Annotated in this window: 8 protein-coding genes; 5 read left to right on the forward strand and 3 right to left on the reverse strand. The window is 53.6% G+C overall.

The window, feature by feature from the left end; genetic code table 11:
- Nucleotides 1–35: 35 nt before the first annotated feature.
- From bchH to bchE, 5 genes are all read left to right on the forward strand, one after another.
- Nucleotides 36–3839 carry a magnesium chelatase subunit H gene (bchH, locus tag PPHA_RS12700; RefSeq protein ID WP_012509216.1) on the forward strand — a complete coding sequence of 1268 codons (3804 nt, stop codon included), beginning with the start codon at nt 36–38 and terminating at the stop codon, nt 3837–3839.
- Nucleotides 3840–4034: 195 nt separating this feature from the next.
- The gene (locus PPHA_RS12710; RefSeq protein ID WP_012509217.1) at nt 4035–4442 is read left to right on the forward strand and encodes a hypothetical protein; all 408 of its coding nucleotides are present in this window, start codon (nt 4035–4037) and stop codon (nt 4440–4442) included.
- A gap of 134 nt (nt 4443–4576) precedes the next feature.
- Nucleotides 4577–8407 (forward strand): magnesium chelatase subunit H, encoded by a 3831-nt coding sequence (locus PPHA_RS12715; RefSeq protein WP_012509218.1) that lies wholly within the window; start codon nt 4577–4579, stop codon nt 8405–8407.
- A 60-nt stretch (nt 8408–8467) separates the two neighbouring features.
- A complete protein-coding gene (bchM, locus tag PPHA_RS12720; RefSeq protein ID WP_012509219.1) occupies nt 8468–9166 on the forward strand; it encodes a magnesium protoporphyrin IX methyltransferase in 699 nt (232 codons plus the stop codon).
- A gap of 146 nt (nt 9167–9312) precedes the next feature.
- Nucleotides 9313–10953 (forward strand): magnesium-protoporphyrin IX monomethyl ester anaerobic oxidative cyclase, encoded by a 1641-nt coding sequence (bchE, locus tag PPHA_RS12725; protein WP_012509220.1) that lies wholly within the window; start codon nt 9313–9315, stop codon nt 10951–10953.
- Between the two features lie 102 nt (nt 10954–11055).
- Here bchE and PPHA_RS12730 read toward each other — a convergent pair whose 3' ends face one another.
- The 3 genes from PPHA_RS12730 to PPHA_RS12740 all read right to left on the reverse strand — a co-directional run bounded on the left by PPHA_RS12730 (nt 11056) and on the right by PPHA_RS12740 (nt 13382).
- Nucleotides 11056–11283: a Txe/YoeB family addiction module toxin gene (locus tag PPHA_RS12730; RefSeq protein WP_397232931.1), complete on the reverse strand. Its 228-nt coding sequence runs from the start codon at nt 11281–11283 to the stop codon at nt 11056–11058.
- A 35-nt stretch (nt 11284–11318) separates the two neighbouring features.
- A complete protein-coding gene (locus PPHA_RS12735; protein WP_012509222.1) occupies nt 11319–11576 on the reverse strand; it encodes a hypothetical protein in 258 nt (85 codons plus the stop codon).
- A 165-nt stretch (nt 11577–11741) separates the two neighbouring features.
- Nucleotides 11742–13382, reverse strand: a complete 1641-nt coding sequence (locus tag PPHA_RS12740; protein WP_012509224.1) for a glycosyltransferase family 4 protein — start codon at nt 13380–13382, stop codon at nt 11742–11744.
- Nucleotides 13383–13403: the final 21 nt, after the last annotated feature.

Here is a 13403-nt window from a genome sequence, read left to right on the forward strand (position 1 = left end):
AAAACCACATCAAACGCACATCTTTTTGTAATTCTATGCACGATAAAATCAGAATTGCCGCTATTGTCGGGATGGAGCAATGCAACCAGCGGGTATGGCGCGAGGTGACTGCAAAAATCGCGGCACATGCAGAATTGACCCAATGGACCGATCAGGATCTCGAACATCAGAACCCTGAGGCTGCCGAAGCCATCCGCAATGCCGACTGTATTTTTACCACCCTGATCCAGTTCAAGGGACAGGCAGACTGGCTGCAGGAGCAGATCGAACAATCGAAGGTGAAGACTATCTTTGCCTATGAGTCGATGCCGGAAGTCATGCAGATGACCAAAATAGGCAATTACGTGGTCTCGGGAGATGGCAGCGGCATGCCCGATATTGTCAAGAAAGTTGCAAAAATGCTGGTGAAAGGGCGCGACGAGGATGCGCTCTACGGCTACATGAAGCTGCTGAAAATCATGCGCACCATGTTGCCGCTGATCCCCAAAAAGGCAAAGGACTTCAAGAACTGGATGCAGGTCTACACCTACTGGATGAACCCGACCACCGACAATCTGGCATCGATGTTCAACTACATCATAGCCGAATACTTCGAAGTTGAGGTCAAAGTCGAGAAGGTGCAGGAGGTGCCAACCATGGGCTTCTACCACCCGGATGCTCCGGAATACCAGAAAGATCTGCACCATTACGAAAAATGGCTCCACAAACGCAATAAAAATTCAGCAAAACAGCGTAACATCGGGATGCTCTTTTTCCGCAAACACCTGCTGCAGGAAAAAGAGTATATCGACAATGCCATCCGGGCCATCGAAGCCAAGGGTCTCAACCCCCTGCCGGTCTTTGTAATGGGTGTTGAAGGCCACGTTGCCGCCAGAGAGTGGTTTACACACAACAACATCGACATGCTCGTCAACATGATGGGCTTCGGTTTTGTGGGCGGCCCTGCAGGAGCAACCACACCAGGCGCATCATCAGCCGCACGTGACGAGATTCTGGGGAAAATCAACGCCCCCTACGTTGTCTCCCAGCCGCTCTTTATCCAGGATTTCGCATCATGGAAATCGCAAGGTGTTATCCCGCTTCAGTCAGCCATGACCTACTCGCTGCCTGAAATGGACGGCGCCGTCTGCCCGGTTGTACTCGGAGCCATCAAGGATGGGCGACTGCAAACCGTTCCGGATCGCCTTGAAAGGCTGGCCGGTTTTGCCAAAAAATTTTCCGACCTTCGCCAGGTACCCAACCGCGATAAAAAAGTTGCCCTCGTCGTCTACGACTATCCTCCAGGCATGGGCAAAAAAGCCAGCGCCGCCCTGCTTGATGTACCAAAAAGCATTTACAACATCATCACAACGCTACGCTCCGAAGGGTATGATGTCGGCGAACTGCCGGAATCACCTGAAGCGCTGCTGGCCATGCTCGACAAGGCAACCGATTACGAAATCCAGGCACATGAACAGGAGTGCTTTGCCATTGACCGTGAAGTGTTCAACAGCATCACCAGCTCAAGAGAGCGCGAGCGCATTGAAGGACGCTGGAGCGGCTTCCCGGGCGACATTGCGCCAATCAAGCCCGACAAGCTCTTTATCGGCGGCATCACCCTCGGCAATATCTTTATCGGCGTTCAGCCGCGCCTTGGCATACAGGGTGACCCCATGCGCCTCCTCTTCGACAAAGAGAACACACCGCACCATCAGTACATCGCCTTCTACCGCTGGATCAGCCGCATCTTCCAGGCAAACGCCCTGGTGCACATCGGCATGCACGGCACGGCAGAATGGATGCCCGGCCTTCAGCTCGGCGTCACCGGCGACTGCTGGTCAGACGCACTGCTCGGTGAAGTGCCCCACTTCTATATCTACCCGATCAACAACCCGAGCGAAGCCAATATTGCCAAACGCCGCGGCTACGCCACCATGATTTCGCACAACATCCCCCCACTCGCACGGGCAGGACTCTACAAAGAGCTTCCAGCCTTCAAGGAGATGCTGAACGACTACCGCGAACGCGGACTTGAAAAGATGGTGGATGTAGAGACCGAAGAGGTTATCATCACCAAAGCAGAGCAGCTCAACCTTACCGATGACTGCCCTCGTGTTGAGGGAGAGAGCTTCCCGGACTATATCAGCCGCCTCTATACCTACATGATGGAGCTTGAAGGACGCCTGATTTCAAACTCGCTGCACGTCTTTGGCGAAACACCGAAACTGGAAACCCAGGTCACCACCATCACCGAGTACCTCAAGGTGCGCGGCAACGAAAAATCACTGCCATCAATCATCATGCAGGCCATCGGTGAAGATAACACCTATGGCGATTATGCCACTCTGGCCACCCGTGCCCGCAAGGGAGAACCACAAGCCCTTAAAACACGGGAAACGGTTGACGAACATACCAGAGCCTTTATCGAAAAGAGTATTTTCGGCCAGACCAATCCGGCAACCGTATTCAGCACCATGACCGGTGGCGGAAAGGCGACAAAGGAGATGGCAGAGGCCATCAACAGCGCACTGCAGGATGGTGTAGCCCTGAAACGCGCACTCGAAGACAACCGCAACGAAATGAAGGGATTCCTTCGTGCCCTTTGCGGCGAGTACATTCCCTCAGGCTCCGGCGGCGATCTGGTGCGTGACGGAGCAGGTATTCTGCCAACCGGACGCAACATTCACGCCATCGACCCCTGGCGCATCCCTTCAGAACTGGCCTTCAAACGCGGCAAACAGATTGCCGACAGCATCCTCAGCCGTCACGTAGAGGAGAACAACGGCCAGTACCCGGAGACCATTGCACAGGTACTCTGGGGTCTCGATACCATCAAGAGCAAAGGTGAAGCCGTTGCCGTCATCATCCACCTCATGGGCGCCGAACCAGCCTACGACGCACAGGGCAAAATCAGCCACTACCGCCTCGTACCGCTTGAAAAACTTGGTCGCCCAAGAATTGATGTCTTGATCCAGATCAGCTCCATCTTCCGCGACACCTTTGGAGTGCTCGTCGATCATCTCGACAAACTGGTCAAGGAGGCTGCAAAAGCCATTGAGCCGCACGAGATGAACCATATCAAAAAGCATGTGGACGCAGCCCTGAAAGAGGGAAAAGATTTCGAAAGCGCCACATCGCGACTCTTCACCCAGGCACCCGGAGCATACGGCTCACAGGTCGAAGAGCTGGTGGAAGATTCAGCATGGGAGTCGGAAGAGGATCTCGACAACATGTTCATCAAACGCACCGGCTTTGCCTATGGCGGCAACCGCTACGGCGACCAGCAGACCGATATCCTCAAAGGGCTCCTCAGCACCGTTGACCGCGTCGTACAGCAGGTCGATTCGGCTGAGTTCGGCATTACCGATATTGATCGCTACTTCTCCTCTTCAGGAGCGCTGCAACTCTCGGCACGACGCCGCAACCCGAAAGGGGACAATGTCAAACTCAACTACGTCGAGACCTTTACAGCCGATGTGAAGATTGACGATGCCGACAAAGCGCTGAAAGTAGAGTTCCGCAGCAAACTGCTCAACCCGAAATGGTTCGAAACCATGCTCGACCAGGGGCACAGCGGAGCCGCTGAAATCAGCAACCGCTTCACCTACATGCTTGGCTGGGACGCCGTCACCAAAGGTGTTGACGACTGGGTTTACAAAGAGGCTGCCGAAACCTATGCCATGGATCCGAAGATGCGTGAGCGACTCATGAAGGTCAATCCGAAGGCCTTCAAAAACATCGTCGGGCGTATGCTCGAAGCAAGCGGACGCGGCATGTGGAGCGCCGACCCCGACATGATCGAAAAACTGCAGGAGATCTATTCAGACCTCGAAGACCGCCTTGAAGGCATCGAGATTTAACGGTTACGACACAGAACGCTTCTTTCAAGAAAAAAGCACGGCTCGCCCCCGTGCTTTTTTCTTGACCCCTGTCGGAAACAGATCCCGCCACACGGGGAAAGAGAGCTGGCAAAAATCTCATCAGAAATACGACAATCCATCTCCCCGGTTTTCTTATTGCCAATCCATTTGGTATATTTCAGCAAAACCATTCAGATGAACCAAAGAAAATGCAACCTGATTCGCTGTGCCTGTCGCTCTCTTGAGGTACTGCTCTTCTTTGTGATTTCTGTCGTTGGTTTTAACCTCTTTGCAAAAACCACCTCCTTCAACACCAAAACCAAGGCCAGGTCACTCTCCGGCAACCCGGTAGCCCCCCGTGAGCTCTCACTCTCCGGGATAGCGCCGCACGGCAACCTGAATCGCCTCTACAGCCTGTTTCCTTCACCAAGGCAGCAACAGCCCGCTGCATCTACCCTTTCCGTTGCTACCCATGCAACTCTCCTGCACCACCAACCTCTCCCTTTATCCTGTTGCAACCGGGAGCAGAACCATCAGCCCATCACCTCCCCACTCTCCACACCCGGTAACCTCTTCCAGCAAAACCCCATCCTGCTGATTTGATACCCCTCTCCTTACCCTGATCAGGAAAGCTTTTGGCGGGAAAGCAGCAGATTCAGCTCCGGCGATTCCGAAATGCCAAAGCGCAATCGGAAACGACTGGCAATCATCACCTATTTATTGAGGGGTTACCATCTATGCATTTTGTGTTCCTTACCATGGAGGCCACCAACAACAGCGCACTGAAAGCCGCTGCGGGTGAGCTGAACAGGAAATATAAGGTCGGACTGGAGGTTTCCGTCTTCAGTCTCGGACTTCATAACAGCAAACAGCTCTGGGAAACGCTGGAACAGACTCTTCCGGTTGCCGATTTCCTCTTCGGTTCAATGCTCTTCAGTGAAGAAATTGTCAGACCACTCGAAAAACTGCTCGACACACTGAGCTGCCCGATCTGCATCATTACCAGCAATCCGGCCCTCGTCACCCGGACACGAGTGGGAAAATTTTCACTCCGCAAGCCAAAAAACGAGGAGCCAAAAGAGAGCAGCATCTTCAAACAATGGGCGTCAAAACTGATGCCAAAGCAGAGCCACGGAGAGAGCCAGCGGCAACTTGCACTGGTCAGAAGTGTCGGCCAGCTGATGAAACACATCCCCGGCAAAGCGCGTGACATACACACCTTCATTGCCGCCCACCAGTTCTGGCTGAACGGTTCACAGGAAAATATGGAGCGCTTCCTCTCCCTTCTCATCGAGCGCTACTCTCCAGGCTGGAAAGGCAAACTGCCCCAGGAAGAGCCCCTTTTCTATCCTGATGCCGCCATCTGCCATCCGGAGGCCTCCGAACCCTTTTTCTCTGCCCGGCAATTTCTTGAATGGCAGCGCAAAAACAGACCAAACCCCGACCAAAAAGCGGTCATCATTCTTGCCATGCGCTCGACCGTGCTGAGCAAAAACATGGCCCATCTGAACGCGCTGGTGCAGGCGTTTGAATCAAAAGGAATCAACAGTTCGATTGCCTACAGCGGCGGTCTCGATTTCCGGCCTGCCCTTGAACGCTTTTTCAACCCCGACACCCCCGGCTCACTCAAGCCATCTCTGCTGATCAACGCCACCGGCTTTTCACTCGTTGGCGGCCCTGCAGAAAACCGGGCTCCCGAAGCGGTCGAAGTGCTCAAACAACTCGATGTTCCCTGTCTGAATCTGATCCCTCTCTCCTTTCAGCCCATTGAACAGTGGCGAGAGAGCAACCTCGGCCTCACACCGCTGCAAACCGCACTGAGTGTGGCCGTAACCGAACTGGACGGCTCCATTGAACCACACATCTATGCCGGCACCGAAAGCGGAAGTGAGCGAACGATAGCGCTTGAAGGTGAGCTGCGTGTCATAACCAGCCGGGTAGAGCGACTCCTCCGGCTCCAGGAGAGAGCGCCTTCCGAAAAGAAAATTGCCATTATCCTCTTCAATTTTCCACCCAACCTCGGCAATGCCGGCACAGCAGCATACCTCAATGTTTTCGAGAGCCTGCACCGACTGCTTGCAGAGATGAAAACAGCAGGTTACCGGGTTGATCTGCCCGAAACAAGCGAGGCACTCCGGGAACGGCTGCTTGAAGGCAACCGCCTCATCTATGGCACCGACGGCAATGTTGAAGCACATCTGCCAGTCGAGGAGTACCGCAAACGCTTCCCTGCCTACGAAGCCATCGAGCCATTCTGGGGCGATGCTCCGGGTGAAATCCTCAATGACCGCACCCGTTTTCATATTCTCGGCTGCTCACTCGGCAACATCTTTATCGGCCAGCAGCCCAGTTTTGGATACGAACGCGACCCGATGCGCCTGCTCATGGCAAAAGATGCCGCGCCAAACCACGCCTTTGCCGCCTTCTACACCTGGATAGAGCAATGCTTCGATGCCGACGCCGTACTCCACTTCGGCACACACGGCGCCCTCGAATTCATGCCCGGCAAACAGGTGGGACTCTCAAGCTCATGCTGGCCAAAACGGTTGATCGGCAGCCTCCCGAACTTTTACTGCTACTGCGTCAATAACCCAAGCGAAGGAACAATCGCCAAACGCCGAGGCTTCGCCACCCTCATCAGCTACCTCTCGCCACCGCTTGAACATGCCGGACTCTACAAAAACCTGCGCAAACTCAAAGAGCTGATAGCCGGATTCCGAAACCTTCCTTCAGAAGAGCTGCTCGAAGAGATCAAAGAACTTGCTGCAGCAACCGAAATTGACGGAAACAGCGAAGAGAGGCCCGCCGAGGAGTATATCGCGAAGCTCAACAACGAGCTCTACATGATTGAGGAGCGCATGATTCCACTCGGACTGCACATCATGGGCCAGGCGCCAACACCCGAAAGCGTCAGCGACCATCTGGCCCTGCTTGCAGCACACCGTCGGCCCGAGCTTGACGGAAAATCCCTGCCCGAGCTGCTCTGCCACCACCTCGGCTACGATTACGAGGAGCTGCTCGATACCCTTGGCAGTGACAGGAAAGCGCAGGAGCGATGGCAGCGGGTATCGGCAATAAACCGTGAAGCCGTCAAACGTTTTACCGGACACTTCGACCCGGAAAAAAGTCCCGGTCTGGCAATCGCAACCCTGCTCGAAGGGAGCCTTGTCGTCAGGATGGCCGCAGCCAACGACTATCTGCATCGAGAAGCAGGCACAAAGGCGACAGAGCTCCATCGTCTCTGGCACTTCCTCAACACCGTCCTCGTCAATCTTGCTGAAAACCATGAACTGCAGGCCGTACTCCACGCCCTTGAAGGAAAGTATACCCCCCCATCGCCAGGCAACGACCTTGTCCGAAACCCCGACATTGTCCCGACAGGCCGAAATATTCACGCTCTTGATCCCTACAGCATCCCCTCATCCTTTGCCCGGCAGGCAGGAAAACTATCGGCTGAAGAGCTGCTGCTGCACTATCGCACCGAGAGTGGAGAGAACCCGGAATCCATAGCCCTCATCCTCTGGGGAACCGATAACCTGAAAAGCGATGGCGAAGGAGTTGCCCAGGCACTCGCCCTCATGGGCGCAAGGGTCAAAAGCGACGAACTGGGCAAAATCGCTGATGTAGAACTGATACCCCTGGCCGAGCTGGGCCGCCCCCGCATTGACGTGGTCATGACCATCAGCGGTATTTTCCGCGACCTCCTCTCCCTGCAAGTCAAACTGCTTGACCGGGCAGCCCGTATGGCCGCTGCGGCGGAGGAACCCGACGAAATGAACTTTATCAAAAAACATGTCCGCCAGGAGATGACCCAGAGAGGCTGCACCCTTGATGAAGCCTCAAACAGAGTCTATTCAAACGCACCCGGAAGTTACGGCGCCAATGTAAACCACCTGGTCGAAAGCAGCACATGGGAAGAGGAGAGCCAGCTTGCCGATGCTTTTGTCAGCCGAAAGAGCTTCGCCGTAACTCCTTCCGGCCAGTGGGAAGAGTGCCCCGAAGCTCTCCGTTCCGCACTGAAGCATGTCACCCTCACCTTCCAGAATATCGACAGTTACGAAATCGGTATTTCTGATATTGATCATTATTATGAGTATCTTGGCGGAGTTTCAAAAACTGTAGAACAGCTCAGCCAGGCAAAACCAAGGGTAATGGTTGGCGATATCGACGGCACAGGAAAAAAACAGCGAATCTGTTCACTCGAAAAGATGGTCTCCCTTGAAGCACGCACCAAACTGCTCAATCCGAAATGGTACGACGCAATGCTTGAACATGGCTATGAAGGAGTGCGGGAGATAGAATCACATCTCAGCAACACCTATGGATGGAGTGCAACAGCATCAGCAGTCAAAAAATGGACCTACGACCAGTTCAATGAAACCTTCCTGCAAGACAAGGCCATGCTTGAACGGCTTCGGGAACTCAACCCCCACGCAACCATCTCCATGACAAAACGATTGCTCGAAGCACACTCCCGAGGATTCTGGGAAGCCGATACCGCCACCATTGAAGAGCTGCAGGAGCTCTACGCCGATCTTGAAACAAGAATTGAAGGGGTGCAGCAGTAAGCGCCCGGCTTGAAGATATTTTTTACACAGTCAACCACGCAACCGTCAAACCAGTACACTATGAGCAGCTCATCTTTCAATGCTGAAGAACACAAGAAAATGCTCCGTTCCTATTTCAATGGCCAGGGCTTTCAGCGATGGGCATCGATCTACGGCGACGACAAACTCTCCTCCGTACGCAACACCGTGCGTCAGGGCCATGCCGTCATGATGGACAAGGCATTCGACTGGCTGCAGCAGCTCGGACTACCCAAAGGAGCCTCGATACTTGATGCCGGATGCGGCACAGGGCTCTTCAGCATCCGCCTCGCAAAAGCGGGGTACAAGGTAACGTCGGTCGATATTGCCTCGCAGATGGTCAACAAGGCAAAAGAGGAGGCCACCAGGCAAGGGGTAGAGAAAAACATCACCTTTGAGGTCAACACCCTTGAATCAGTAAGCGGCACCTACGATGCCGTCGTCTGCTTTGACGTCCTGATCCACTACCCGGCAGAGGGATTTTCACAGGCATTCCGCAACCTCGCCAGCCTGACAAAAGGATCGGTTATTTTCACCTATGCCCCCTACAACAAAATCCTTGCACTGCAGCACTGGATTGGCGGCTATTTCCCGAAAAAAGAGCGCCGCACCACCATTCAGATGATCCGCGACGAAGAGATGCAAAACGCCATGAAAAAAACAGGCATGAAGGTAAAAACCCGAGAAAAGATCAGCTTCGGATTTTATCATACCATGCTGATGAACGCGTCACACAACTGAGGGTGCAAAAAAGAAAACCCTATGAAAATTGTATAGAATAATTGTAAATTAATGGTTCAGGGATTTTTGAAGCCAATACAGGAGTTCCCTGTTGTTTCACGCTGCAATCCCTATTTTGTAAAAACATATCCGGAGGATGGAAACCGATGAAAATATTGATGGTTCAGCCAAATTATCATTCAGGTGGAGCCGAAATTGCCGGTAACTGGACGCCAAGCTGGGTCGCCTATATCGGTGGGGCCCTGAAACAGGCAGGATTTGATCAGGTGCGCTTTGTTGATGCCATGTGCGATAACCTTGATAACGACCAGATAGAAGAGGTCATCCGCAAAAACAAGCCGGATGTCGTCATGGCAACCAATATCACCCCATCGATCTTCAAGGCACAGGAGATCATGAAGATTGCCAAAAAGGTAGACCCGAAAATCAGGACCATCATGGGCGGCATTCACTCAACCTTCATGTACCCGCAGGTACTGAGCGAAGCGCCAGAAACCGACTACGTTGTCCGCGGTGAAGGCGAAGAGGTGACCGTCAACCTCATCCGCGAAATCGCCGCAGGAACCGACCGGCAGAACCGGGGTGACATTACCGGTATCGCCTATCTCGACGACGAAGGCAACGTCTTTGCAACACCTGCGCATCCCGTCATCGAAGATCTCGACACCCTCTCCCCCGACTGGAGCCTCTACGAGTGGGACAAATACATCTACACCCCTCTCAACTGCCGCCTCGCGGTACCGAACTTTGCCAGAGGATGTCCTTTTACCTGCACCTTCTGCTCACAGTGGCAGTTCTGGCGTCGTTACAGAGCCCGCAGCCCGAAACTCTTTGTCGATGAAATCGAAGTACTCGTCAAACAGCATAAAGTAGGCTTTTTCATCCTTGCCGACGAAGAGCCAACCATCAACAAGCAGAAGTTCGTCTCGCTCTGCCAAGAACTTATCGACCGCAAGCTCGATGTCACCTGGGGTATCAACACCCGCGTGACCGACATCATGCGTGATGCCGACCTGCTCCCCTTCTTCCGCAAGGCCGGTCTCGTACACGTTTCACTCGGCACCGAAGCGGCCAGCCAGATGAACCTCAACCGCTTCCGCAAAGAGACCACCATCGAGGAGAACAAGCTCGCCATCAAGCTGCTCCAGAAAAACGGCATTGTTGCCGAAGCGCAGTTCGTCATGGGACTTGAGCACGAAACCCCGGAGACCATCGAAGAGACCTACCAGCTCTGCAAGGACTGGGATCCCGACATGGCCAACTGGACCATCTACACCCCATGGCCCTTCTCCGATCTCTTCAAAGAGCTTGGCGACAGGGTAGAGGTACGCGACTACTCCAAGTACAACTTCGTCACACCGATCATCAAGCCCGACAACATGGAGCGTGAAGAGGTGCTGAAAGGGGTACTGAAATCATACGCACGCTTCTACGCACGCAAGACCTTCTTCAGCTACCCCTGGATCAAGGATCCCTACGTACGCAAATACATGCTTGGCTGCCTCAAAGCCTTTGCCCAGACCACCATTACCAAGCGCTTCTACGACATCGACCGTGTCAAGACCAAGAACCGCAAGATCGAAATCGACCTCGGCTTCGACAAATCAAGGATTCTGACACAGGAGGAGGTCAAAAACCTCAAGGAGCTGCGCCCCGAAATGGTTGCCGACATGAGCTTTGGCTTGAAAGAGGCTGGTTACCAGCGTGAACACGACGAACACAACTGGGACGAATTCGACGAGAGCACCATCAAGGATCGGAACTCTTCAACCGTCCGCAACTGCTGAACAGATAGTGAAGTTGTGAGGCCTCGAAAAGCCTCGAACCCGTAATAAAAATAGCCCTGCAGCAATGTGGGGCTATTCTTTTTTTATTATTATCAGTACTTGCTATGAGTCACCATAATGACCTCTGAGGGAAAGTACCTGCACAGTTACTACTGCATCAATGATTTTGTAGATGATTCGATCCTTCTTATTCACTCTTCTCGACCAATAGCCCGAAAAATCACCCTTCAGTCGTTCAGCCTTACCTGTACCCGTGGTTGGATGCTCTGAAAGTTCAAACAAAATTTTTTCAATCTTTCTGAGGGTAGACTTATCCCCAATTTTATGCAAAATTCTCAGCTCTTCCTTTGCTTCCGGTGTTAGTATTACAGTATACTTGCCCATATATTTTTCGGGTCTTTAATCTCAGTAAACCTTCCAGCCGCAATATCCTCCTCACCTCTTTTCAATACCTCCAGCAACCTCGTATTGTCTGAGTCGTTATCCTTCACCGTAACTTTTTTCCCAGGCACAATCTCAACAGTCTCACTCTTGTTGAACCGCACCACAACTTTTTCCCTCGTTGCCATCTCCAGATATTTCCTGAGGTTCCTGCGTAACTCTGTTGTGCTGATCGCTATCATGATTCTCTCTCCTGCATTTCGTTACCGTATATCGTACAAAGTATACTCATTTTTCCGCCAAAAACAGCAAAGAGCTGCGCCCCAGGGATGGTTGCCTCCTCATCAGTCCGTAACACTGCTGAACGGGGATGGTGCATCCACTCTGCCCACTGCCCGCACCCATCCTTACGCCGGCCTCACCCTCACTACATCAAACTTCCAGAGCCACTGCAACGCTCTCACCCCGGCAGATGTTGCAAGTCCGGCAGCTCCAAGCAGTTCATTGACGCTTGGCAGTGAGCCCTTTTCCAGTTCAGCCAGCAGCGCCATCAGCGACTCCTTCGGAAGCAGAACCGCATCAAAAGCATAACCGACCATCGAAAGGGTGAGCAGGTCATGCAACCGTGTATGGGCGCCCGGCAGCATCTCTACAATCCAGCTCCCGCCCAGCGTCTGGGTGGAAAAATGGGCAAAGCGGGCAAAGGGATCCGCCCGTGTCGGCCACGGCTCAACAGCGCTGCCAGCAGCTTCCGTACGAATACGCCCCAACGTATCAGCAAGCGCCGCATAACGATGCAGAATCACCGACCAATCATACCCTTCACGCGCCCTCTTCAGGCCTGCAGCCCCCATTGCTCGCCGTTTCTCACCATCCAGAGCCAGGGTCAACAGCGCCCGGGCGAGAGCCGTCGGTTCAACCACCGTCGCCATGCTTGTTCGCCCGATATAAAAATCATAAGTATCCATCCCCAGCGCGTGACGTACCGCCAAATCACGCCCCACACCTGCAGGAGGCAGAATGGTCGCCACCCGAAAACCATCAACTCCGTCACGCACCGTATCCTTGTAGCCATCCCAGTCACTCACCACCACCGGCAAACCTGCCGCCATCGCCTCCACCGGTGTCAAACCAAACGTCTCCTGAATATTATCCGAAACCGAGACAAAAACATCCGCCCCCTGCCATGCCTGCCGGTAACGCGGCTCATCCTGCCCATCCACCAACAAGAATCGCACTGAAGGCGCCAGAAGCTTCTGCGCCTTGATATAGGCCCCTTTTATCGCGTCATTAGGAAAAACACCCGCCTCGATACAGGTAACCGGCACCTGCTGTGCAACTTTTTCCAGCGCCTGATAGAGAGGCGCCTGATTAGCCTTGGCATGAAAGGAGAGACGACCGGCAAAAAGAAAAACGCACTCCCCATCTCTAAACCCAAGGGTTTGCCGTGCAGCTTCGCGTCCGCCAGACTCAGGAGCAAAGGCTGACACATCAACACCAAGTGGAATAATGGGAAGCTCTACCTGCACAAAACGGCTTGCTCCCGTCTGCTCACGCCACCACTCCCGCACTTCAGCCTGCAACGTGCTTACCAGGGTATGCGCTGCCCGGGAAGTACAGATCAGCGCATCCCACGGCTTGAAGGGCGGAAGCACAAGATTGGCAATCTGGTCCATCGCTATGCCGGAGCTGAGGGTATGGGTCACCCCCATCAGACTGTAGGCATCCGGACGCCAGAGATTTCGTGCAGCAGCAAACTCTGTGGGAGGAGGCGCCGGATAATAAAGAGCGCTAACTGAATCGACGCCCCGCCAGTTGGCAAAATCGTGCCACCGCAACTCACCCGAAAAACCATCCCCCCTGAGTTGCCTCACCATGCTCTCTGCTGTTTTTGCATCCGGCGCCACCCCATGAAGCAGGCCTGAAGGCCAGGTACGCGCAACACCGCGCATAAAAGCCTTCCCGGCGCTCTGACGACCCATAATTTTCTTCGCCGTCGAATAGGCATCACCCGCAAAATATATGGCAAAATTGTTTTGCTGCATCATACACTACGTTTACGATTCACT

The sequence above is a fragment of the Pelodictyon phaeoclathratiforme BU-1 genome (assembly GCF_000020645.1).
Lineage (GTDB): Bacteria > Bacteroidota > Chlorobiia > Chlorobiales > Chlorobiaceae > Chlorobium > Chlorobium phaeoclathratiforme.